Here is a 24851-nt window from a genome sequence, read left to right on the forward strand (position 1 = left end):
TCGTGAACGAACTCAGTCCCGGCGTCGGCCGCGCTTGCGGTTGGCGAGATGATACGAGTCGCGGGTCGCCTTCGAGACGTAACCCGCACCGGTAGTGCGGATGTCGGCGGCGAGCCCATCGAGCGCGCCCACCTCGTCGTCGATGGTCTGACGGTCCTCCGGGGGACAAAACGCGGCAGCCTCGGTGAGACGAGCACGCGCAACACCCAGTGCGGATTCGCCGCCTTCGATGTCACCACTCTCGAAGGCTCGCGATGCTCGGAGCTTCTCGGCCTGTCCCTCCTGGTAGAGCTTCTCGGAGTGCACCTTGGGGTCGGGGACGCGATCGCCGAGTTCGTCGCCGGGCACCACGTTGACCGAGATCGGCACGGTCACGGTGTGCTCGGTGAGCGTCGCAGTTTCCACGAAGCGCAGCTCGAGGTCGGCGACCTGGACAAGTCCTAGCGCCGCGAGCGCGTCGACCTTCATCTGCAACAACAGTTTCCGTTGCTCCAAAGAATGGAGGTCGCCGAGCTCGATCATGAGCTCGTGTTCGGCGATCTCGTGGACCGGGAGGTCGTTGTACAGGGTCAGCTGCGTCACCTGCGGAACGAATCGCACCGTGAGGGTGACCGCCTGCGCCGCCTTGGCCAGCAGACCGTCTACCTCCCCGGCGATCGCGGCCCCTGCTGCGTCGGGGTCGTCGGCGAAGACGTGATTGCCGTTGCCTGCCTTCGCCATCGCGGACAGCAGCGTCTCGTCGTACCCGCGGCCGTAACCGAGTGTCGAGGTGACGATCCCGTCGGCGGCCGCCTTGGCGGTGACCGACGCGAGATCGTCGACGTCCCGGATACCCCGGTTCAGGTGACCGTCGCTGATGATCAGCACCGTCCCGCCGCGAATGCCGGCTGAACCGGTGCCGCGGCGTACCTCCTGCAGCGCACGCAAGTAACCGGACGAGAGGTCAGTACAGCCACCGCTCACGATCCCGGCGATGGCGTCGGTGGCACGTTGCTTGTTCGAGAGGGGGGCGGCGGGAACCACGACGTCGGCCGCGTCGTCGAAGGTGACGACACCGAAGACATCGGCGGGATCGAGCTGCGCGACAACACCGGTGAGAGCTTTGCGTGCACCGTCGAGCGGGGCACCGGACATGGAACCACTTCGGTCGAGCACGACTTGGAACGCGGTCGGAGTTCTGTTCGTGACGGGGCCGGCGGGTGCTTGCAGTTCGAGCAGCACGGTCACCTCGTCCGCGGCTTCGTGGGCGACGACCTCGACATCGAGCGCAGCAGAGAGTTTCATGTGTCTTCCTTCTTCCGACTCGTCTCGACCAAAGGTCATCTCCAGCTACGGCGACGAAACCGCGACACGGTATGCGCGTGTGACGGCGGTACTGGGTGATGATCATTCAGATCGGGACGAGAACCCCTCATGACTCCTGCATGATCGCATCGACCACCGACAATTTCGGATGCGGCGATGCAAGTGGCGTTCCGGAGCGGAAGCCTCAGCCTCTGGCCATGCGGTGCGGCTGCCTTGTCGACTGTCAGTGAATCAACTCGTGAGCACGTCGCTCGGACATAGGCTGCCTGTGGCAAGTCGGTGCGGCGCGACACGATGGCGCGCCTGGGTACGAGAGCGGGAACGATGGCTGCAGATGAACAGGTCGCTGCGATCAAGCGACTCAAATATCGCTACTGGCGAGCGTCAGATGCCAAGGCCGTGACTGCCTTTCGCGACTGTTTCGTGCGCTCCGGCGCGCGGATTGACTACGGACCGATGGGCACCTTCGACGACGCCGACGCCCTGACGGATATCTTCCGCCGGGTCGCTCTGCACAAGATCGACGGCCGGTTTGCCATCCTTGACATGCACCACGGCATGCATCCCGACATCACCCTCACCAGTGGGACGACGGCGGTGGGGCGCTGGTCGTTGCGCTTCCGTCAAGTGAACCTGCTCGACCGAACCGAAACGGTCATGGTGGGGGAGTACGACGACGAGTACATCGTCGAAGACGGTGAGTGGAAGATCGCCGCATCGACGCTGACCGAACGTTGGCGGATGCGGCAGCCGCTAGCGCCCGAGGGCGAGATCACCGAGGGGACGTTTGCCGCGGACCTTGAGAATTGAAAAAGCAGGCCCGCAACCGTCCACATGCATCGGCTTACGCCGGCCGCGGAACCGTCACCACCGAGGCAAGCACGTTGCTGAGAGAGACGATCTGGTCGCACGGTGCCGGTGCCGCGGGCAGGTTCAGTGCGCGAAATATCTGACAAGCGGGCCAGATGGCGGCCCCCCGGGTGCCTCAAGAAGGTCGAGGTAGACGTCCCCGCCGAGTACAGCACGTCATGCCCGGTGAGGTATTCACGACTCGATGCGGACCGCATCTGCGTGGAGCGTGTCAACGTCGCCCTCAGCCATTGCGTAGATGAGCCTGGGCCTCCGACCATGCCGGTGCTGTGTCCTTTGAAGTGCGGGTTCCCGTCGACGAACTGACGCGAGTGATTGGGGAACCATCCTGGGGGCTTTTGTCGGCGATGTCTCATACACTTCTGGCGTCTTGGTCGCTTAGCTGGCCGCGCAGGTAAGAAGGGTTCGACGTGGAACACAACCATCAGGGACTGCAGCAGGCGGTCGATCGTGCTGTCCGAAGCGGGGAGCACGAACTGGCGCAGCTCGAACGCTCCGTGGCCACGACTCTCGCACGATTCGAATCCGCGTCAGCCGCTGCGACGGATACGACCGAGGGACCCGCCGCCGACCTTTCACAGTTCACTACGGACTTCGAAGCAGCACTCCGTGGGCACCTAGACGCCCAGCGAGACCGACTCGCGACGTTCAACATCGCCTTCTTCGGGCGAACAGGGGCCGGTAAGAGCACCCTCCTGTCAGCCTTTGGCGAACTCGATGGAGGCTACGTCTCGCCGGGGGACAGCGACTGGACAACCGACGTCACGGAGATCGAATGGCAGGGCTGCTCTCTGTGGGATACCCCAGGGATCAACGGCTGGGGTCGAACACAGAAACGCGCCCAACTCGAGGAGACCGCACGCCGTGCGGTGGAGATCGCAGACGTGGTACTCCTCTGTTTCGATAATCAGAGCCAGCAGGCGTCCGAGTTCGGCAAGGTTGCTCAGTGGGTCCAGGCCTATGGGAAGCCAACAATTGCGGTGCTCAACGTGCGCAACCTGAGGTGGCGTCACCCGGCAAAGGTCAGCAGTCAATCGGCACGTAGGTCGCTCTCGCGGGCGGTTGCCGAACACGCCAACAACATCCGGACAGAGCTCACCAAGATCGATCTCGGCAGCACCCCCATCGTGGCGACACAGAGTCGTCGGGCCTTGTTTGCTCGCGCAAAGACACCGTTTGTGGGCCCGGCCGAGAGTGACTTCACGTCAGATCGAGAGAAGTTCGGAACCGACTACCTCGCCGAGTGGTCGAATTTCTCGGTGCTCGAGGAGCTGATCACTGCTTCAATCGAAGAGGGCGGAGCCGAACTTCGACAGACCTCTCTGCGAGAGGGGTTGCGCGAAATCTTCGACTCCCGGGCCTCCGTCCTAGCCGGGATCCTGGACGGTCTCACGCCTCAACTTTCGCTCGTAGAGAATCGGATTGACCAGCTGTTCGACACTCTCGGATATCCCGAGGGCGACGACAGGGACAGATACTTGGGGGTCGACGGCCGGTTGATCCCGACGGTTGAAGCCGCGCGCGGCAAACCGTTCACGGCCGGTCCCGTCGGCACACTTGGTCGACAGTTCGACCATCTCATGCAGTCGCATCTGATGCGGGTTCGTGAAGCCACCCTGCGAAGGGCCGACGATCTGGTGAGCACAGCGATAGACACGAACACTCCGCTTACCGACGACGACTTTCGGTCGGTGTACTCGCCAACCGACCTGCAGACCGCCGTCGAAGAGATATGGAAAGCAAAGGGAGCGTTTCTGCAACGCACGATCGAGCTCGCGATGTCGCAGGTAGTTCCCGACGTCGTGGATTCGACAACTGACGGTGTCACTTTCGAGTCCATCAGCGGCGCCAGCTCGCGCGCGGGTTTGGCGTTGCAGGCGGCGGGATTAGCCGCTGGCGCCGCTGCGGGCGTAATCGCGGTCCCGTCGATCGCTACGATCTGGAATCCGGTGGGCTGGGTTGGCACGACGACGGCAATCGGACTCAGCGCTGTAGGGCAGCTGGGAAAGTACGCCGGCCAGAAGCTCGCGAAGCGGGGAGAGAATGAGAGAGCTGCAGCGCGATCGGCCATCGAACGTGAGTCGAGGCTGGCGGTGCACAAGACTTTCGATTCCATCGAGAAGGACCTTCGTGAGCAGAGTGCGTCCGAAACTTGGGACCTCGCCGGACCCGTTTTGGTTGCACTCTTGAAGCAGGATCTTGCGCTTCGACGAAGTAAGACCGAGATTGCGAACCTGATCGACGTTCTTCATGTTCAATCTGGCGGAATCGCACCCTCTTTTGCGGGCGTGGATGTCCTTGAGAAGGCCGTTCGACGAGTACTGAATTCACGGCCCACGTCGAGCAAGAACGAAGCATCGATTCTCTTGGGTGAGGACTGGTTCGAACACAACGACGAGCGGTCGTCACTGCACGGAGAACTCACCGACGCTCATCGCGCCATCTTCGCCGAGGAACGAGAGCAAGAACGTCGTCAGCTCAGAGAGTGGCTGTCACATGTCTGGCAAGTGAGGTCTCAGAGTGAGATCGACGAGTGGATGACGACTGTCAACGCCTTCTGTGCCGACGACCTCGAACTGGCAGATGCGATCAGGAAAATCGCGGCGACCGAACACCGGAAGCCGTCTGTGGTCATCCTTGGGGACTACAGCGCCGGCAAGTCCAGCCTGGTCAAGCGACTATTGGTTGAGATGAGCGGCTCTGTCCCGGAGGATCTCCAAATCCGTGGCAGTGTCGCGACAAGCTCGGTGCGAACCTACGAACTCGATCACATTCGACTGATAGACACTCCAGGTTTTCAAAGTGGCCAGGCCAGCCACGACGAGCAGGCGCTCGGGGCGGTCGCGGGTGCTGCCCTCGTACTGGTTGTGGTGCACGTCAACTTGCTCATCGGCGACTTGTCCTTGCTCGAAACGATCGTGAAGGGCACGGAGACAGCCGTCTCGAAACGTGGACGCGTGCTGTACTTGATCAACCGCTCGGACGAACTCGGTACGGATCCGACATCGGCTCCTATCGACTACTTGTTGCTTCGGCGCCGCAAAGCCGGCGAGTTGATCGCTGCGTTGGCGTCGCGGGACATCCTGGTTGACCCAGCCGAAGTGCACGCATTGGCCGGAGACCCATTCGGCGAGGTCGGCAGTCGGATGGACGTGACTCGAACCGACTTCGACAGCAATCGTGATTGGGATGGGGTCGAGCCCCTGGCGCGGACCCTCGACACGTTCTCCGGGCGGGAGTCTCACGCGGGCAGGACGCGGGCACGCGTCGATGAGATCAGCGCTACGCTGATGCGTCGGCGAAACGAGCTGCGTCAAACCACTATTCCGATGGAACCCGAACTGGCGGCATTCGGTCGGACCATCGAGGCAATCGAGAACGGTGAGCGCGACGCCGAACTTCTTGAGACTTCGCTTCGCAACCGGTTCAAAAGGATCCTGCAGCCGCGCGCAGACACTGCACGGCACAAGGTCAGCGCTGCGGGCAAGGACGATATGGCGCGGCTCGAAGAGTTCACGGACGAGTGGCTCCGCGACGAGGACCTACTGGCTGAAATAGATCGGTTTGTCGGTACGGCTGCCCAAGATATCGACAGGTGGTTTGCCAAGCACACGTCGATCATCGGACGCCAGATGAAGTCCGTCGAGTTCGCTGCAGGTCTGTCACTCGGCGGCGAGGAGAGGTTTGTCGGACCTGCCGAAGGTGGAAGTGCCTCAGACGTGGTCGCTGGTTCGGCACGCAACACTGCGAAGGTGGCAAAGGCGATCGGCAACCGGGATGCGATCTACGCTATCGGCAAGAGCCTTGGCGTGAAGTTCAAGCCGTGGGGCGCAGTCAAGGCCGGTGGACGGGTGGCAAAAGCGGCGCCGATTCTGGCCGCGATTGCTACGGCTGCCGATGCGCATGCGATGTACAAGGGCCACAAGTCTGGCAAAGATCGAGAGCAATCCCGCAATGGTGCGATCGAGTTCATCACGAAGGCTTCCCAGACAGTGGAGACACAGATCCTCCACGGTGACCGCCGTGATGGTCCAATCCCAGCACTTCGTGAGCGCGCAGCTGTGCTTGCCGAGCATCGTCGCGCGCTGCAGCAGGAACAGGCAGCGGTGAGCAATACGCTGCAGCAGACGAGGACCCAAATTGACGGTTTGACTGGACTACTAGTCAGCGCCAGCGAACTCTTCTCGCAGGAACGGAGTGCAAGTTGAGTGATTTCGATGTCCAAGCCGCGAAGAAGTGGCTGGATGAAGTACCGGGGAGACCACTTACTGACGACTTCGAGCGACAGTGGGAGCAGTTCGCCTCGGAGCCGAAACCGGTACTCACCGTCTTCGGTTCCTACGACACGGGCAAGAGCAGTCTCATTCGACGACTGCTTGTCGATGCTCGACAAGAGGTTCCGGACTGGTTGACCATCAGTGCACGCCACGAAACTTTCGAGGTGCGGAGCGTCGACTTGGCGGGCTGCGTCGTCCGCGATACACCTGGTTTAGCTGTTGGCGCGCAGGACGTTCGTGGTGAAGCCAATACCCGGTTGGCCAAAGACGCTATCGGACTGACGGACATCACCATCGTCACGGTGACACCGCAGCTCGCCACGGGAGAGCAGGACCTGATCCGCGCCCTCATCGACCGCCAATCGTCCACCGAAGCTGTGTGGTTCGTAATTTCACGATTTGACGAGGCAGGTCGCGACCCAGATAGCGATCTCGACGGCTACCGGGATTTGGCGCAACGAAAAGTTGCCGAACTCCGCGAGTCGCTCGGATTGGACGCTGACACCCCTGTGTTCGTTGTGGCGCAGGACGCCTTCCAGTTTGCGGGCGCCGATCGTGACGTGGAGCGGGACATCTGGGATGACTCTCGTGAGTGGGACGGGATCGACGGTCTTACAGCGGCTGTCGAGCGCGTTGGACAGGAAGGCGCTCGGCCTCTTCGAACAGCCACCGCACAGCGCTTTTGGACTCAGGTAGTGGCTTCGACTAAAGAAGACCTCATCCATCAGCTGCGCGAGTTGGAAGCGCCCGCAGCCGCAGCGGTTGACGCGGCAAGTCGCAGGGATCAGTGGAAGACAGCACTGGCCGCTGCCGATTCAGCTGCCCGCGCCCGCCTGGAAGGGGTTATCCAGCAGGCGATTCGGCTCGCCGCAGTCAACCACGACAGCACTCAGGACCAGATCGCATCGGCGATCAAGTCCTCGCTCGATGAGTGGTACCAGGAGGTTGGCCAGGCAGTCGATCTCCTCCTGCAGGACCTGGCGAGGTCGGCTGATAGGCAACGTACAGAACCCTCGTGGCAGCGACTTGACGCTTTCGTGGCGGCCGCCGTGCGCGACGGACAATCCGACGGAGCGGATGTCACCCGGTTTGGGCCAGTTCTTGCCAAAATGGGGCCGAAGCTCATGTCAAGTCTCATCGAGATTGACCGCCTGAACCAGAAGCGTTTGAAGAAGAAGGTAGACGAGGGGGCAGCCCGAGTAGTCGACGGCTGGTCGCAGGGCGACAAGGAGAAGGCCGCAAAGATGGTTCTCTCGATTGCGATTGCGGTCGCGAACCTGATCGACAACTATCGGTCGAAACGCGCGACAGTCAATCAGGCGCGAGCGCTTGGGGATCAGCTCAGGGCCGACGCAACAAGCGTTGCGCTGGCAGAGTGGCAGAGCATCGTTGATCAGGCATACGAAGCCATCGAAGAAGCAACCGCGGAAGCCGGGCTTGCGCCGATCCTGAGCGACGAGGCCGAGGCGATACGCACGGCGATCGATAGTGCTCCGTTGGGCGATGTCTAGAGATTCTGGACCGCGGGTGACTGCTTACGCCGGCCGCAACACCGCCACGAGGAACTCTGATTTCTCGGTGAACGGCCGGACGTCCCAGGACTCCAACAGCAGGTCCTGAGCGAAGCCGGCGGTGGCGGCGTTCTCGAGGAACTCGTCGAACGCATAGTCGCGGCCGGCGCCGAATCCGATGACGGCGCGACCGTCGTCGCGGAGATGTGCGCGCAGTCGCTCGAGAACTGTCACGCGCGTGCTCGGTGCGAGGAACGCCATCACGTTGCCGGCCGAGACGATGAGGTCGAACGGTTCATCGATGCCCCGGGCGGGGAGGTCGAGTTCGGCGAGGTCGTTGACCAGCCAGCGGGGGCCCGGGTGATCCTCTTCGGCGGCCTGGATGAGGACGGGGTCGACGTCGACGCCGACGACGTCGTGCCCGACCTCGGCGAGGTAGGCACCTACGCGGCCCGGTCCGCATCCGGCATCGAGGATGCGAGATTCGCGGGACGCCATTGCGTCAATGAGTCGCGCCTCGCCGACCAGGTCGTAGCCCTCCCGAGCGAGGTCACGGAAACGTTCGACGTACCGACTCGAGTGGTTGGGATCTTCGGTGACCTTCTGCATCCAGATGCTCTGTTCGACCATGTAGTGCATTCTTTCAGAGCCCTGCGGCCGGATTGATCGGAGCGTCCGGAGACCATCACGCACGTGTGGCAGAGGTCCCGAGGTTGACCTCCAGAACGGTACCCGTGGTGAGACCGGGATCGTCGACGAAGTACATCACCGCGCGGGTGACGTCCTCGGGTTCGAGCCAGGGGATTCCCAACGCGCTGAGGCCGGCGAACACATCGCGCGCGTCATCAGGGGTGGGATTGTCGAGGTCAGGCCGGAAGCGCTGCAATGTCGCCGAATTCATGATCATCGGCGTCGCCACGGAGGTCGGGCAGACCACGTTCGCGGTGATGCCGAACTCGCCGACTTCCAACGCCACCGACTTGATGAACCCGATGACGCCCCACTTGGACGCCGAATAGTGCGAGAGATCTTTCATCCCGCCGCGGCCTGCACCTGACGACACTCCGACTATTCGACCGTGGCCATTCGTTCGCATCGCGCCGACTGCGGCCCGCACGCAATGAAACGCACCCGTCAGATTGGTGTCGAGGATGTCTGACCACTGATCGTCGTTGATGTCCTCCACCGGGCTGAACGCACAGACTCCTGCATTGGCGACGAGGATGTCGAGGCGGCCTTGTTCGGACATGATCGTCTCAACGAGCGCGCTCACCGCCACTGAGTCACGTACATCAAGCATCGCTGCCGTGGCGCGCCCCCCGCTCGCCACGATGTCTGCGACGGTTTGGACAAGATCGTCTTGGCCGGCCAGTGGGTAGGGAATGGTCTGGATCTGCCGGACAATGTCGGTGACGACAACGTGTGCCCCCGCAGCGGCCAGCGCTCGGGCGTGCGCGCGTCCTTGGCCGCGTGCACCGCCCGTGACCCACGCGACCTTGCCTCTGAGGTCAGTCATCGCACGTCATCGAACCCGTAGACCTGCTGAGCATTTCGTCGATAGAAGCGATCCTGCTCATCTGTGCTGGCTTCGCCGAGGATCGTGCCGAGAGAGTCGACCAAATCGGCGTAGCGACCACCAATGTGTTCTATCGGAATGTTGCTTCCGAAAATCACCCGATCCCAACCGAAGGCGTCGATGGCGGGTTCGACCCACGGTCGTAGCGACTCGGACGACAGGGCGCCCGTGCACATACCGAGACCCGAGATCTTGCAACGGATCGCGGGTGACTCGGCGCAGGTGGTGATTGCCCGTCGCCAGCGAGCCCGCCCTTTCGCGTCGGTCGCGGTGGGCCACCCCGTGTGCTCCAGAACAACTGCGAGGCCTGGGTACCTCGCGATCGTCCGCAGCCAGGCGTCCATCGTCTCCGGGTGCGCGGTGAGTTCGAAGACCATGTCGTTGTCGTCGAGCCAACGCAGTACCGTTTGTGCCGCCCGAGAATCCGGTTCAAAGCCGTACAGCACCCGCGCGCCCCGGAAATGCGGCGTCATAGCGGCTTGGGCATCGAGATCTGCGTAGATGTCGTTTGCACTCAGCGACGGATCGACGGACCCGATGTGCCGCATGTCCGCACCGTGATCGGCCGCCACCTTCGACACCCAACGCAACTCGTCCAGGTACGCACGCGGCGCCGTGACCGCCGAGACGTGCACGTACTGGTCGACCGAGAACGAACCGGCGGCTGCTGCGTAGTCGTCGAGACCGAAGCTGGAAAAGATGTCACCCTTGCCCACGCTCTCCGCGAAGGCTTGCAGGCCGGGATACCACGGGTGATCGAGATCCCAGAGATGTAGATGTGCATCGACAACGCGTTCAGGCATGTGGCCATCGTCAGCATCCGAGGCGTCAAAGGCCAACACCCATTTCGTCTTGATCTAGCATCGTGGTGTGCTAGATGTGTCCCTCCGCGAACTCGAGTACGTCGTCGCACTCCACGATGAACGCAACTTCACCCGTGCGGCACGCCACCTGCACATGGCTCAGCCCGCGTTGAGCCAGGCCATCATCCGGCTCGAACGACGTCTTGGAGTGAGTCTGTTCAACCGGACCAGTCGCAGTGTTGTCCCGACATCGGCCGGGAACGCGCTCGCCGAGGATGCGCGAGGCATCATCGATCAAGTCAGAGTCGCCGTCGCCCGCGCGACCGCATCATCCACCCAACGTGCGATCACGGTTCACGTCAGCGAACCTGCGTTGGAGACGCCGCGCCGGGTGATGGCAGAACTTCGCGCGGCACTTCCGAACCTGTCCGTGCACATGACAGCGATGCCAGTCTTCGCCGACCCCGAACAGGCACCCCAGCTGTCTTTGACGATCGGCCATCCACAGAGACAGCCCGGATATGGGCACATAGTTCTCCGCGCTGAACGCGTCGGCGCATTGATGTCCACCAAGCACGCTCTCTCTCAGAGACGTTCGGTGGTAGCGGACGACCTCGAACGCCACCTCGTCGTTTCGATCGACGCGCAACACAGTCAATGGAACCGGTGGATCGAGCGGTGGGCTGCCAGCCATGGACGTTGTCCCCGGTGGACGACGTCGGCAGTGTTCGGCATTGTTGCCGGCAGTGACGTGGCTGCCGACGGGGCCAGTCTGTTCGTCTGCCTTGAGTCCGTCGCCACTGATGTCGAGAACAGCCTCACGTGGCGTCCGCTCGCGCCCACCGTGAGCGCATCGTGGTATCTGAATTGGTCGCACGCACATGCAGATTCACCTGAATTGCAGGACTGCATCAGCGCCATACTCTCTCACGCCGAGCTGTACGGCTGGGTGGACGACGGGGTTTCGACAGGTCAGTGAACCGCCGGATCGGCGGGGCTCCATGACGGGATTCGCTCTGCCCTCCGCCGTTCACACGACACTCCTGTGGACAGCCCAATGCCAACCTGCCCCAGGTGATCTAACATCGACCGGCACGGTGATGACTGCGGGGGAGTCCGGTGATGACGACTTATGTCGATGAGGTGCGGGCGTATCTGTCCGGTTTCGGTGATCCACCTCGGCTGTTCGATGCCCTTCGCGATGCCACCCTCGCCGTTCCACTCGACCTCAACGGCCGCCTGTTCACGCTGGTTGAGACCGGTATCCCGTGGATGCTGGCGTTCACAACGCCTGAACGTCTGCGCGAGTTCGCCGAGCTCACCGATCGGGACCTCGACGAGGTCCGCTACCTCGAGGTTCCCGGCCACGAGTTGATCGACCGCGTACTCGACCAGGCCCCCGAACCCACCGGCCTCGTCATCGACCCCGCGACACCGTCGACGATGACGTTCCCGCCGAGCCGCGAGCTGACGCCGCACTGCTACTACGACGACGAGGGCGAGGTGGTCCGATGACCGAGAATCTGCACGTGGAGCCCTCAGCCCTCGACAAGGCCGGCGCCGGCATCAACGGCGTGATCGACAGGCTCGCCGACACCGGTGTCGGTTCGGACTACAGCGCCGCGCTCGGTCGCGGATACGGCGACCTCGACCTCGACGGTCGTACGATCGGTCACGCCGACCCGAAGAGCGGACTCGAGGAGTACTGCGATCGCTGGGAATGGGGCGTTCGAGCGCTCGTCACCGGAGCGGCAGAGATCTCGAAAGGCCTCGGACTCGGAGCGAGTCACTACGAGCGTGAAGAGAAATGGGCGGGCGACCAGCTCAAGAATTTCACGATGGACCTGATCGGCGACCCGAGCCTCACGCCGGAGGACGTCAAGAACAAGTCATGGGGCGAATTGTGGGAGCACAACAAGAACGCCATCACCGATCCGCAGTGGGCCCTGACGCCTGAGGAGATGGCAGAGCATCGGAAGTTGGGCGAAGCACTCAGAGGGACGTTGACGGAGGATCTCGAGACCATCGCCCGCCACCAGTTCGACCCGTCGACACTTGTCACCGACACGATGGACGGCTTCGAGCGTGACGGATTCACCGCGGACCCGCCGAGCAGCGCCGAGTCCGAGCCCGCTGACAAACCGGTCAGATAGGTGGGTCTTTTCGACGCCCTCGAGGGCGGCAAGGAAATGCTCGGGGGACTGGTCGACGGTGCTACCGAGATACTCGGCGGCGGTTTGCGCGCCGTCGGCCTCGACAGCATCGCCACCGGCGTCGAGGATTTGGGCGACGATGTCGCGAACTCATTGGGCGCCATGCCCGACGAGAAGAATCTCGACGAGACCAAAGACCCCAAGGAACTGATCCTCGGCGACCCTCCCGGCATCACCGCCCTGGCCGACAGGTTCACCGGCTTCGCAGGCAACTTCGTTGCCGCCGGTGAGGGACTTCGGGGCATCTCGGTGGCCGCGTGGTCGGGCGCCGGCGCAACGGAGTTCAGCGATGCGCTCGACCGCCAGGTTCCGCCGTGGTTCGCGGCCGGTGACGCCGCCTCGAAAGCGGCTGCCGCGCTGGCCGGTTGGGCCGGCGTCGTCACCTTCGCCCAGCAGAAGGCCGCTGAGGCCGTCCGCATCTGGGAAGAGGGCGAGCGCAAACGGGACGAGTGGGTCACCAAGGCCAACGTCTACAACGACGAACTCGACGACTACAAGAACGATCGACGCGACACCCCGCCCACACATCCGGGGCCCGATCCCTGGCCCGGATACAAAGCCGAGGCAGAGCGAGTCCTGAAAGTCGGCCGCGACCACCGCAACTCGTCGGCCCCGGGAGTCAAGACCGAACTCAGCGGCGCCGCGAACATGGCACCACCAATGCCGTCTGCGTTTGACCAGGCACGCATGACCGCCAGCGACGTCGGGACTGCCGGGCTCACCGGCTTCAACCATTTCGAAGCCGGCCTCATCGGGTCGGTCACCGAGGTTGTGAAGGGGCTGAACACGATGCTCCCGCAGAACCCGTACAACATCGCCAATCCCCACCAGTACATGCGCAACTCGGCGACGATGGTCGCCGGGATCGTGCACCAGGTCGCCCATCCCGACGAGTTCGTCCGGAACTTCGCAGGATCCGGTTGGTCGACGGATCCGTCGCAAGCACTGGGCAACGTCATCGGAAACACTGCCATGATGATCGCGCCGGGACCAAAGGGTGGCGGCATGATGACCGGCTTCCTGAGAAGCACCCGCCACGTCCCGACCCCATCGCCTACTCCGCACATCAGCCCGACCTCGTTTCGTCCCGACTCCCCGCCCGCGCCACCACACCCGTCGCCCGCACCGCACGGGTCGTCGCCAAACACACCTGGTGCCAGTCCCAGCGCTGAGCTGCCCGGGCGGCACGGTCCCGACATCCCCGTCGACCACAACGCGCCACCGGTGCCGAGAGCCGACGGACCCGCACCAGATGCCCCGATGCCCGAGAACCCGACACCGGCCGGCTCGCCCAATCCAGCGCCCGCCCACGACGCCGGCGCACCACCGGCGGGCGTGGACCCTCCGCCCAGCGGGGGAGCACCCGAACCTTCCGCGCCGCGACCGGATGCCGCGACTCCGGACCAACCGGTCGTCGGCGGACCCGTAGACGGCCCCGGACCGGGCGCGTCTCACGCAGACAATCCGTCCACGCCACCTAAGCCCGAGGCCACGCCGACACCCGTCGGGGACCGTCCAGAAGCCCCGGCCCCCGAGCACGCCAGCACACCATCAGGACCCCACCATCTGGGCGGCGACGACCCGCCGGGACCCAACCGCGGCGAGACCACCACTCCCGCAGCATCACCCGGGGGTCATAGCCCAGACCAGACCACTCCGGGGCACAACGCCGTCGACAACGACGCGTCGCCTACTCCCACACATCACGAACCCTCGCCGGCGAAACCCGACGAGCCCCTCATCGATCACACCCCGACACGACACGATGAGCCGGCGGCCGGACACCCGCCGACGACAGGAGACGAACCATCGACACCGCACGCCCGGCCGGACGCAGATTCGCCGCGCCCAACCCCCGGTGCGGCGACCCCAGATACACCGACAACCGGGCGCCCCGACGACGTCGACACCCCCGGCCATAACCCGGCGCACAACGACCCGTCGAGCACCACACCGATCGCTCCCGTCGCGGGCCATCACCCACCGACGGCCTCACACTCCACACCCGATGCCGCACAACCGAAACCGGGTACTCCCGCGGCCACCCCCGCACGCGCCGATGCCACTCCTGCGCCGCCGCGCACTCCCGATCACACCCCGGACCGCACGCCACCCGCACGAACAACTCCGGAAAGTCACACCTCGCCGCGCGACGGCGACCGCGCCCGGCCAACGCCGTCGAACTCCCACCACGTGCCCGAACCCACCACGCGACACACGCCCGACGGGTCACCCACCACGCCGCGGCCGACACTCGACGACCGTCCGTCCCCGCCCGTGGTGCTGCCTGACCGCACACCGGTCGCCAACCCGCGGCCGGCCGGCGCCGACGCTCCGTCGTCACCCCGCGATGCCGGACCCGCCACCAAGCCGGATAGCAACAACACCCCAGACGGCGACCGGACCGAACCCGCCGAACCTCGACCCGACAACGACACCGGCGAACCGCACGACGCCGGCCACCCTGAACGCACCGACGAGGGGTCCACGGAACGCGCCGACACCAGCGAAGGCAACGAGGCACCCGACCAGTGCCGCAGCAACGGCGAGCCGGTCAACGTGGCCACCGGCGAGTACTTCCTCCCGCTGACCGACGTCGACCTCCCCGGAGTCCTACCGCTTCGCCTCACCCATCGCCATCGATCCCGATACCGGTGGGGAAGGTGGCTCGGACCAACGACGCCGTCCACATTCGACGCCCGCGCCATCGTCACCGACGATCTGGTGACCATCGTCGACGCCGACGGCACCATGACCAATTTCCCCAAGCCACAGCCCGACTCGGTGGCGCGAAGCAATAACGACACCGACTGGGAGCTGCGAGCAACGCCCACCGGTGGGTATCACCTCACCCACATACGGACGCTCGTCAGCTGGTTCTTCATCCCGATCCCAGAGCTCAACGGTGTCGACGTCGATACCGGAAGCATCGCCGTCTCCGCCGTGACGGACCGGCATCGCAACCGGATCCGTTTCGTCTTCGACGACCAGGGGAGGCCCTCGGCCGTAGAGCATTCCGCCGGATACCGCATCGACGTGCAATGCGACGGTGCCCGGATCCTGGGATACCGCTTGACCAACGGGATCGACGGCACACCAGTCGACCAACAACTGTGCACGTTCACCTACCACCGGGGCCATCTGGCGAGCTCGACCAATGCCATCGGTGCGACAACGCAATTCGGCTACGACGACGCCGGACGCATGACGTGGTGGCGCGACTCCATCGGGATGGAGTACTGGAACCGCTACGACGACCTCGGTCGCATAACCATTCAGTCGGGCATGGACGGGGTCTGGTCCGGGCGCTTCGACTATCAGCTGCGGACGGCCGGGCCCGGGTCGATCACGACCTACACCGACGCCGTCGGCGCGGCCACGCTGTACGGCATCGACGCCGACAACCGGGTGCGGCAGGAGATCGACCCGCTGGGTCGTATCACTCGCACCGACTACAACGACAGTCGCCAACCCATGAAGCTCACCGGTGCCGACGGTCATTCAACCCAGTTGCATTACAACGACTTCGGTGACATCGAACGCGTCGTCGGCCCCGATGGCGCGGTAACGCAGGTGAACTACGTGGGCCCGGGCCGGCCGGAGCGGATCGTCGAACCGGGGTCTGTCGCCACCCGGATCACGTACAACGACAACGGTGATCCGGCCGCGGTGACCGACAATGCCGGTGCCGTCACGTCGTACACCTACGACCCGCGGGGCGCACTGACCTCGCAGACGGACCCCGACGGTGTGGTGGTGAGCTATCGGAACAACCCGGCCGGGCAACCCGTCGAGATCACCGACATGCTCGGCAACACGACGCGCATCACCTATGACTGGTGCGGGCGGCCGATCGAGGTCGTCGACGCCGAGGGGGCCACCACCACCATCGGGTACGACGCGATGGGAAACCTGATTGATCTTGTCGCTCCCGACGGCGGCCACTCGCGGTGGGAGTTCGACGGTGAAAGTAACTGCGTCGCCTATGTGAACCCCGTGGGCGCGACCACTCGCTGGGAGTACGGCCACTACGACCTACCGGTCGCCCGAATCGACGCGGATGGGTCGCGGACCGTGTTCATCTACGACACCGCCCGCCGACTCATCGCTGTCACCAATCCAGATGGTTTGGTGTGGAGCTACACCTACAACGCCGACGGATCGTTGGCGTCCGAGACCGACTTCAACGGCGCTACAACGACATACCGTTACGACGACGCAGGTCGGCTCGCGTCGCGGACGAATGCTGTCGGCCAGGCAGTCGCGTTCGAGTACGACGCGGCGGGTCGAGTTGTCAGCGAACGGTGTTCGGACTCGTTGAACGCCGAGTTCGACGGGGAGGTCACTGACTACACCTATGACTCCGCCGGTCGGCCGGAGTCAGTCGTCGGTGTATTCGGACGGTGGCACTCGACTTACACCGCTGCCGGGCTACCGCACCACACTGGCGTGCACGACGGACTGGCCGAATGGGTGATCGAGTCGTCATGGACCGGGGCCGGCAGATTGGCGTCGGTGACGTCGCCAACGGCAGTTCACACCCGTTACGGCTACGACCCGCGTGGCGTACTCGACTTCATCTCGACCGCCGGTCGCACGTGCGACATCACCACCACCGGCTCCGGACGCGAGCGGCGTCGGAGGTTCGAGGGCACAGCCATCGACTCGTCGTGGGATCCGGTCGGACGGCTCACCGGCCGCAGCATCGCGACGGTGTCGGCCAACCCGGCAACGCTGAACTTCGGGTCCGGCGGCGCGGGTGGCGGGGGAGCGGAACGCACCGTTGCGAGTGCCGAGTACGCCTATCGCGCCGACGGCATCCTCACCGCGTCGACGACGACCCTGGCCGATCGTGGCCGGACCGACTACCAAGTCGACGTGCTCGGGCGGATCACCGCGGCGGTCAGCCCTTCCGGTACCGAGCAACTGACCTACGACGCGACCGGCAATATCACCACTTCCGCCTCTACGGGCTCCGGCGACGGTGACGCCCTGCAAGGTGCCAGCCAACGCCCGATCCCTGAGGTGCGAGGCGCTAGCCAACCCTCGATCCCTGAGGTGCGAGGCGATAGCCGAGCCTCGAAGGGCGGCCCCCGCTGGCGATACACCGGCACCCTGCTCGTCGACGACGGTCGGACGTCGTACCGCTACGACGCATCGGGGCGCGTTACCTCGATGAGCCGCCGTCGACTGTCGCGCAAACCGGATGTGTGGCATTACGTCTGGGATGCTCACGATCGACTGCGCAGTGTGACCACTCCCGACGGGACGACGTGGACCTATACCTACGACCACTTGGGACGACGTCTCAGCAAGACCAACACGGCAACCGGGGCAGTCACGCGGTTCCACTGGCACGGCGAGCAACTGGTCGAGCAGACCGAGTCGGCGCCTGATCCGCGGGCAGCCGCGTCTTACGGTGGCCTCGCGGTAACTACCTGGGCGTTCGCGCCCTACGCGTACACGCCTCTAGCTCAAACTCGCAGCACCGAATCAATCACGGCTTTGGACAGCGCTGACTTCAATGACGGCGCATCTGGTGTAGAGGTGAGCCTCAATCTGGGTACACCATTCTTCGCGCCGTCCAAGCTGGTCGACTGGACGCAGACCGAGGTCGACCGAGAGTTCTTCGCGATCGTGACTGATCAGATCGCGGTTCCCACCGCACTCCTAGACCCGCTGACCGGCGAGGTCGCCGGGCACGCGGCAAGAACTCTGTACGGCGAGAGCACGTGGGTCGGCTCGTCGACGCCGTGGGCGTTCCCAGGTCAGTACGCGGACCCCGAAAGCGGTCTCCACTACAACCGACACAGGTACTACCACCCAGGCTCGGGGCGTTACCTGAGTCCGGACCCGTTGGGACTAAGACCCGCACCCAACCCTCATACATATCCGACGAACCCCACATTGGCGGCTGACCCGCGTGGCCTGGCCCCAACGAAGGATTGTGGTGACTCCCGCTCGCGTGACGGCGACTCGCTGAAACGGGACGACAAACGGTCCCCCGAGCGGCGGCTATGGGAGATCACTAAGGACGGCACATCAGACACGAGGTCCTGGGGCTCCAGGAAGTACTACCAGAGCAAATCGGACGGCCTCTGGTGGTCAAAGGATGATGCAGGTCACGGGAACTCGGTGTGGAAGGTGTACACAGAAGATAAGCGCGGACTGCATTGGTTCAGGGACGCCGACGAGTACGGAGACTTTATCGTGGGCAAACACAAGGGCGATGCCGGAGTCTTCATACCCAGAAAGGACCTGCATTGATCACCTCACTCAGCGAGTATGAATCACTACTCAACAGCGACGACCTCGAGGATCGGCACCGTGCGGCTCGTGACTCGGCACCAGCGGAGGTCTGGCTCAGGATCATCTCCGAAGTGCCCGAGTACCGAGCCTTCGTTGTGCAGAACAAGACCCTTCCGCTTGACGTTCTCCGTATTCTTGCGCAGGACGTAGATCGAGACGTGCGTTTCACAGTTGCGATGCGACGGGCTGCGGCGAAGGACGAAACGATTACCGACCTATTGGCCTCCGATCCCGACGCGGGTGTCCGGGCGGCGCTAGCGAAGAACCCTAAGCTCAGTCAAACCTTGCTGCAGCGACTCGCACGTGACGAGGATGAGTGGGTTCGTGAGTGCGCTGAGAACTCGCTTGCACAACGGACGAAATCTTCTTCGTGACTACCCGTAGTGGCAGCAAAATTCTGTAAAACTTGGCGTCGCTGTACTTGACTTAGAGCAGCGAAATGTTGAGGAGCGCCAGAACTCCTTAAGTGGCTACGCCGGTATGCTTCCCAAAAGGTGTGTGAAAGATAGTGATTAGACAGCCCGCCGACCAAGCCCGCCGGGCCTTGACGGAATACTTTGATGCCTACTCGACATCGACCGTAATCTACATCGAGTTGCCAGACCTCCCTCGTGGTAGGGCCCTCGATAGCTACTTCGCGCTCGACTCCGTTGAAGTGCGCGACGAAACAGAGATCTATGCCGACCTCGGATATACGGTGTACTTCACGGTTAACCCAACCAGCGTGAAGCTGAGTGACGACCTATTCTCACTAACGATTGAAGGGGGCAACTTAGAATTCGGCTCCTCTAGCATGCGGCGTTTCTATAAGCAAGGAACTATTCAATTCTTTGTCATCCCAGATACGCCCATAACGGAGCGCGCACGTGAAAGCGGCGAAGTCAGATTACGAAACTTGCTCGCAGAGCTTTCCGCGTGAGCCTCGCGTCTCGGTACACCTCCGCACACCAACCGGCGAGGAGGTCCAACGAACCTGCCTCGCCGGCTGACACCGTCACAGAACGCCTAGGCAGGAAGCGCAGTCCTGCCGGTCTCACGAATGGCTAGCAGAGTGACGGCACCGATCAGGCAGACGCCGACGACCCAGTAGGCGGGTGACATGGCGTTTCCGGTCGATTCGACGAGTTGCGCCGCGACGTACGGCGCGGTTCCGCCTGCGGCGATGGTGCCGATGTTGAACCCGAGTGCGACACCTGTGTAGCGGGTGGCCCGCGGGAACAGCTCGGTGAACAGCGGGAACGCGGGCACCTGCACGACACCGTTGAGCGCCATGTAGACGAAGTAGACGAGTCCGACGACCACGATGCTGCCGGTGGCGCCGAGGATCATGAACGCGGGGAACGCGATCACGATGTAGGCGAGGTACCCGAAGAGCAGCACGGGTCGACGCCCGAAGCGGTCGGTCATCATGCCGCTGATCGGGAACGTGGAGCACGCCAACGCGATGGCGATCGCCGATGTCCAGTAGACGGAGTCCTTGCTGAAGCCGAGGTCGTTGATCAGGTAGACGTTGAAGTAGGTCAATCCGATGTAGCCCGAACCGTTCATCGCGATTGCGATGCCGATCACCTTGAGCACCGACGTCGGGTTGTTGCGCACGACGTCGCGTAGCGGGCTCTTGGCGACCTCCTGCTTCTCGGCCATTTCCTCGAATTCCGGTGTGTCCTCGAGCTTCATGCGCACTCGGAGGCAGATCAGGGCGAGCGGGAGTGCGAGGAGGAACGGGATCCGCCAGCCCCACGACTCCATCTGTTCGTCGGTCGTCAAGAGGGTGACGAGACCGACGACGGCTGCGGCGACGGCGAATCCGAGCGTCGAGCCGATCGGGGTGAACGAGCCGAAGAAGCCGCGCCGGTGGGCCGGGGCCGACTCGGCGATGTAGGTGGCAGCGCCGCCCACCTCACCGCCGGCTGAGAATCCCTGAGCCAGACGCACCAGGACCAGCAGGATGGGCGCCAGGACTCCGATGGACGAATGGGTCGGCAGCAGACCGAGGATGCCGCACGCGATACCCATGCAGACAACGGTCGCGACCAGGGCCGAGCGTCGTCCGCGGCGGTCGCCGAGGCGGCCGAAGAAGATGCCGCCCAATGGCCGTGCCACGTACGCGACACCGAAGACCGCAAGCGTCGCGAGGAGCGACGTACCGGGGCTGTCCGACGGGAAGAACAGCGGCGCGATCACCACGGCGAGGAAACCGTAGACCGCGAAGTCGTAGTACTCGATCAGGGTGCCGACGCCACCGGCGATCGCGGCCCGCCGCGCCATGGCCGGCGACTTCTGCAGCTCCCCGGTTCTCTGCGGTTCCGGCATCGGGGCGCCGGCGGATCGGTCGGCCCGGACGGGCTTCTCCACGTTGGTCATCAGAGCTGTCCTTGTCGTGCGGGGGCGTGTTCGGCGAGCAGGAGTTGGTAGGAGCCGCCTGCTTCGATGATCTGGATGGTGCGGGGGTTGGGCGCGGTGCCCACCAAGTCTTCACCGGCGGAGGTGCGCAGCGTTGCGGCGCGCCAGTCGAGAACGACCGGCTCGTCGACCGATACGGCTGACGACACCCCGGGGATCGTGATCAGCGGCATGCCGTTGAACGTCTCGCCCCGCCAGAAGCCGGGGGAGAACGATTCGGCGACGATGGCGGAGATCCCGGCATTGCGCAGTGCCACCATCGGCGGGTAGTGCGGATGTCCGTAGCCGAAATTGCGTCCGCCGACGATGATGTCGCGGGGACGCACCCGATCGGCGAAGCTGGGGTCGTAGGCGCTCATACACACCGAGCGGAGGTGGTCGGGATCGTAGGACTTGATGTTGGAGACGCCGACGACAAGGTCGATGTCGAAGTCGTCGCCGAAAATCCACGCGACCTTGCCCTCGATCAGGTCGGGGGGCGGCGGGTAGGTGCTCATCGGACCGACTCCGCGATCGAACCGCTGATCGCACTGGCGGCGACGGTGTAGGGCGAACCCATGTAGATGTTCGCCTCCGGGCTGCCCATGCGCCCGTTGATGTTGAGAACGCCTGTCGAGATGCAGTTCTCGCCGGGCTGCAGCGGCTGCTGGTAGCCGAAGCAGAAGTCGCAGCTCGACATGGCGATCGTTGCGCCCGCCGTGCGGAGGACGTCCAGCAAGCCCTCCTTCTCGGCCTGGTTCAGGACTTCGCGTGAGGTGGGTACCACGTTGAGCTCGACGGTCGGTGCGACCTTCCGGCCGTCGAGGACCAGCGCGGCCGCACGGAGATCCTCGATCCGGCCGCTGGCACACGAACCGATGAACGCGCGGGTGATGGGAGTGCCTTCCAGTTCGCGGGCGGTGGCGGTGTTGGCGACTCGCGCCGATCCCGGTCGAACCACCTTGGGCACGAGTGCATTCAGATCGATGGTGTACCGAGCGGCATAGACCGCATCGGAATCGGGGTGGACGGGTTCGAAATCCGCTCGCGCGACCTTCCGCGCGTAGTCGAGCGACAACTCGTCGGGTTCGAACACCGCCGAGACCGCACCCGTGAACATCGCCATCCCGCACAGGCCTTGGCGATGGTCGATCTTCATGGCCCGGGCCCCTGGCCCCCCGAACTCCATGACCTGGTGGGCGCAACCGTCGGCCCCGACCATCTCGATGATGGTGTGGACGAGGTCGCGGCTGTCGACGCCCTCGGGGAACTCCCCGACGAGGTCGAACCGGGTGGTCGCCGGAATGTCCAGGTGAATCTGCCCGGTCACCCACGCCTCGATCAGGTCCCGTCGGATGCCCCAGCCGAGTGCGTTGAACGCACCGACGCCACTGATGTGACCGTCGAAGTGCACGAGGAAGTCACCGGGGATGGCAAGCCCCAACTCGGCCGTGAGCTGGTGTCCGATGCCCTGCGCCTCGTGCAGTTCGATGCCGTAGAACGCACACCAGTCGCGCGTCACCTGGTGCACCTCCGCCTCGCGTTCATTGCCTTTCGTCAGCATGTGATCGATGAACACGACATACCTGCTCGGGTCCTCGAGCTCGGTGATCCCGAAGTCGTCGCGCATCTGCTTGAACATGACATCGGTGTACCCGGGGAAGTCGTAGGCGATCATGCGCGACGGGCGAACCGCATGATTTTCTCCGGCACGCACGGAATCCAGGCCGGTGGCGCGAGCGAGGATCTTCTCGGTGATCGTGTGGCCCATCGTCATCACCGCGCTGCCGGCAGGTACTTGCGCTGCATTGCCTCGACCTCGCCGAAACCGATCAGATCGACGAATTCGTGGTGCGGAAGCGCATCGGCACTGACGTCGGCGGGAGCTTCGCCGGCCGCGAGCCGCCGCAACGTGTTCTGGGCGGCGCCGGTGACCGCCATCAGAACCTGGGTGGGCAACAGCGCAAGCCGAACACCGATCTGGCCCAGCACTTCCGGCGTGAACTCACGTTCGGTCCATGTCGACGCGGTAAGAGTCGCCATCAGCGGCACACCGACCTCGGAATGGCATCGCTCCCATTCCTCGACGGTCTCGAACGTCTTGGTGACCGGCATGATCATGTCGGCGCCGGCCTCGACGTACGCGTGCGCGCGACGCATCGCCTCGTCACCGCGCGCGTCGGTACGTGCGATGAGCAAGACGTCGGCCGGACTCGCGTCGCGGACCGCGCGGATCTTTCCGGTCGCCTCCTCGACGCTGATGAGGTCGACCGGGTCGCCGACGCAGATCGGGCACGACTTCGGCGAGACCTGGTCTTCCATGAACATCCCGCCGACGCCGGCGTCGACGAATTTCGACGCTGTGCGCGCTGCGTTGACCGCATTGCCGTAGCCGGTGTCGATGTCGGCGACCAGCGGGAGTGACGATGCCGAGCGGATCGTCCGCACGGCCTGGAGGTTCTCGGTCATCGTGTAGAGCTCGGCGTCGGGGAGGCCCAATGCGGCTGAGACAGCGAAGCCCGACGCGCAGAGCGCGTTGAATCCAGCCTGCTCGGCCAGACGTGCGGTCAGACCGTCCCAGACACCGGGGGCATAGACGAGACCGCGTGACGTCAGTTCCTTGAGCGAGGGTGCGCTCATGCAATCATCACGTTCCGTGATGCGGAATGCATATCGCATTACGTAACGAGACGCTAAGGTGGTCTGCGTCACATGTCAAGAAGCCTGTACAGAGTTGCCTTCGTAAGATGTCGGAGACGGTCGCCCTACTACCCGGAAGCGAGACACCGTTCGTGGCTACGTTCGCCGATTCTGAGACCCCCTCGAGCCGGGAGGTCGTCGGTGCCGTGCTGAAGGCCTGCACCCTGCTCGAGCACTTCAGCGCCGACCGCCCGTCGTGGACGCTGAACGAGCTCACCTCGGCCAGCGGGATGAACAAGACGACCGTCCACCGGCTCATGGCCACCCTCATCCACGCCGGCTGGATCGAGCGCACCGACAACGGCGCTTACCGCGTGGGCCTGCGGGTCTTCGAAGTCGGCTCGGCCGCCCTGAGTGAACTCGACATGCGCGCCGCAGCAAGGCCGTTCATGACCGCACTCGCCGCCGACTTCGGGGACACCGCCTACCTCATGGTGCCCGCAGAGCAGGGCGCGGTCTGCATCGACCTCGTGGAGGGGAGCAGCTCACTGGTGGTCGCCGGCATCTCGGTGGGCACCGTCCTGCCGTATCACGCAGCAGCCGGACCCACCGTGATGCTTGCGATGTCGGATACTCTGCGCGCGAGATGGATTCGCGATCAGCTGCCGGCATTCACCGATCGGACCCTGACCGACGCGGCAGCATTGACCCGCCACCTCGATCACATTCGTGAGATCGGCTACTCGGTGAGCGACTCCGACTACCTCGATGGGGTGGCAGCTGTCGCCGCACCGATCACTGACCGGTCGGGAGACCTGATCGCCTCGATCAGCATCGGCGGTCGGATCGAGGGGTTCGCCGGAGATGCGCTGGCAGCAAAAGTCGATCGAGTCTGCGACGCCGCAGCTCGGATATCCGCAGTGCTGCAATCCGTTCCGCGATGAATATTGTGCCGTCTCGGACGA

18 protein-coding genes are annotated in these 24851 nt (G+C 64.0%); 10 read left to right on the forward strand and 8 right to left on the reverse strand.

The genetic code is table 11. From position 1 onward, the window contains the following. Window positions 1-12 precede the first annotated feature (12 nt). A complete protein-coding gene (locus MAY35_RS04230; protein WP_238419515.1) occupies window positions 13-1284 on the reverse strand; it encodes a VWA domain-containing protein in 1272 nt (423 codons plus the stop codon). Between the two features lie 345 nt (window positions 1285-1629). Here MAY35_RS04230 and MAY35_RS04235 point away from each other — a divergent pair, with 345 nt between their 5' ends. From MAY35_RS04235 to MAY35_RS04245, 3 genes are all read left to right on the forward strand, one after another. After that, window positions 1630-2115, forward strand: a complete 486-nt coding sequence (locus MAY35_RS04235) for a nuclear transport factor 2 family protein (RefSeq protein ID WP_238419516.1) — start codon at window positions 1630-1632, stop codon at window positions 2113-2115. Window positions 2116-2585: 470 nt separating this feature from the next. Next, window positions 2586-6383, forward strand: a complete 3798-nt coding sequence (locus tag MAY35_RS04240; RefSeq protein WP_238419517.1) for a GTPase — start codon at window positions 2586-2588, stop codon at window positions 6381-6383. Then, window positions 6380-7963, forward strand: coding sequence for a GTPase domain-containing protein (locus MAY35_RS04245; RefSeq protein ID WP_238419518.1), 1584 nt, complete (start codon window positions 6380-6382; stop codon window positions 7961-7963). Before MAY35_RS04240 ends, MAY35_RS04245 begins: the two co-directional genes overlap by 4 nt. Before the next feature lie 24 nt (window positions 7964-7987). Here the strand turns inward: MAY35_RS04245 and MAY35_RS04250 are convergent, their stop codons facing one another. Genes MAY35_RS04250 through MAY35_RS04260 form a run of 3 tightly spaced genes read right to left on the reverse strand, consistent with a single transcriptional unit; the run spans window position 7988 to window position 10378 of the window. Further along, complete coding sequence (locus MAY35_RS04250) at window positions 7988-8593, reverse strand: trans-aconitate 2-methyltransferase (RefSeq protein ID WP_238419519.1); 606 nt, start codon at window positions 8591-8593, stop codon at window positions 7988-7990. A gap of 55 nt (window positions 8594-8648) precedes the next feature. Further along, the gene (locus tag MAY35_RS04255; protein WP_238419520.1) at window positions 8649-9479 is read right to left on the reverse strand and encodes an SDR family NAD(P)-dependent oxidoreductase; all 831 of its coding nucleotides are present in this window, start codon (window positions 9477-9479) and stop codon (window positions 8649-8651) included. Beyond that, window positions 9476-10378, reverse strand: coding sequence for an amidohydrolase (locus tag MAY35_RS04260; RefSeq protein ID WP_238419522.1), 903 nt, complete (start codon window positions 10376-10378; stop codon window positions 9476-9478). Before MAY35_RS04260 ends, MAY35_RS04255 begins: the two co-directional genes overlap by 4 nt. 31 nt (window positions 10379-10409) lie before the next feature. On the opposite strand from MAY35_RS04260, the gene MAY35_RS23330 reads away from it, so the two are divergent. The 6 genes from MAY35_RS23330 (at window position 10410) to MAY35_RS04295 (ending at window position 19783) form a co-directional block, all read left to right on the forward strand. Next, window positions 10410-11321 (forward strand): LysR family transcriptional regulator, encoded by a 912-nt coding sequence (locus MAY35_RS23330; RefSeq protein ID WP_308192434.1) that lies wholly within the window; start codon window positions 10410-10412, stop codon window positions 11319-11321. Window positions 11322-11464: 143 nt separating this feature from the next. Then, entirely contained in the window at window positions 11465-11857 is a 393-nt protein-coding gene (locus MAY35_RS04275) for an SseB family protein (RefSeq protein ID WP_238419524.1), read from the forward strand. Beyond that, window positions 11854-12495 carry an ESX-1 secretion-associated protein gene (locus MAY35_RS04280; RefSeq protein WP_238419526.1) on the forward strand — a complete coding sequence of 214 codons (642 nt, stop codon included), beginning with the start codon at window positions 11854-11856 and terminating at the stop codon, window positions 12493-12495. The genes MAY35_RS04275 and MAY35_RS04280 overlap by 4 nt, the downstream gene beginning before the upstream one ends. Beyond that, complete coding sequence (locus MAY35_RS04285) at window positions 12496-18822, forward strand: putative T7SS-secreted protein (protein WP_238419528.1); 6327 nt, start codon at window positions 12496-12498, stop codon at window positions 18820-18822. It abuts the gene before it with no gap. After that, window positions 18819-19238, forward strand: a complete 420-nt coding sequence (locus MAY35_RS04290) for a HEAT repeat domain-containing protein (protein WP_238419530.1) — start codon at window positions 18819-18821, stop codon at window positions 19236-19238. The genes MAY35_RS04285 and MAY35_RS04290 overlap by 4 nt, the downstream gene beginning before the upstream one ends. A gap of 134 nt (window positions 19239-19372) precedes the next feature. Continuing rightward, entirely contained in the window at window positions 19373-19783 is a 411-nt protein-coding gene (locus MAY35_RS04295) for a hypothetical protein (RefSeq protein ID WP_238419532.1), read from the forward strand. A gap of 86 nt (window positions 19784-19869) precedes the next feature. On the opposite strand, the gene MAY35_RS04300 is transcribed toward MAY35_RS04295, so the two are convergent. Genes MAY35_RS04300 through MAY35_RS04315 form a run of 4 tightly spaced genes read right to left on the reverse strand, consistent with a single transcriptional unit; the run spans window position 19870 to window position 23886 of the window. Further along, the gene (locus MAY35_RS04300; protein ID WP_238419533.1) at window positions 19870-21228 is read right to left on the reverse strand and encodes an MFS transporter; all 1359 of its coding nucleotides are present in this window, start codon (window positions 21226-21228) and stop codon (window positions 19870-19872) included. Then, on the reverse strand, window positions 21228-21764 hold the full coding sequence (locus MAY35_RS04305; protein WP_238419535.1) for a 3-isopropylmalate dehydratase: 537 nt from the start codon (window positions 21762-21764) through the stop codon (window positions 21228-21230). Before MAY35_RS04305 ends, MAY35_RS04300 begins: the two co-directional genes overlap by 1 nt. Next, a complete protein-coding gene (locus MAY35_RS04310) occupies window positions 21761-23017 on the reverse strand; it encodes an aconitase family protein (RefSeq protein WP_238419537.1) in 1257 nt (418 codons plus the stop codon). The genes MAY35_RS04305 and MAY35_RS04310 overlap by 4 nt, the downstream gene beginning before the upstream one ends. A gap of 5 nt (window positions 23018-23022) precedes the next feature. Continuing rightward, the gene (locus MAY35_RS04315) at window positions 23023-23886 is read right to left on the reverse strand and encodes an oxaloacetate decarboxylase (protein WP_238419539.1); all 864 of its coding nucleotides are present in this window, start codon (window positions 23884-23886) and stop codon (window positions 23023-23025) included. Between the two features lie 107 nt (window positions 23887-23993). Between MAY35_RS04315 and MAY35_RS04320 the strand changes: the two genes are divergently transcribed. After that, the gene (locus tag MAY35_RS04320) at window positions 23994-24830 is read left to right on the forward strand and encodes an IclR family transcriptional regulator (protein WP_238419541.1); all 837 of its coding nucleotides are present in this window, start codon (window positions 23994-23996) and stop codon (window positions 24828-24830) included. Window positions 24831-24851 lie beyond the last annotated feature (21 nt).

The sequence above is a fragment of the Gordonia sp. 'Campus' genome, from assembly GCF_022206305.1.
In the GTDB taxonomy this organism is placed as follows: domain Bacteria; phylum Actinomycetota; class Actinomycetes; order Mycobacteriales; family Mycobacteriaceae; genus Gordonia.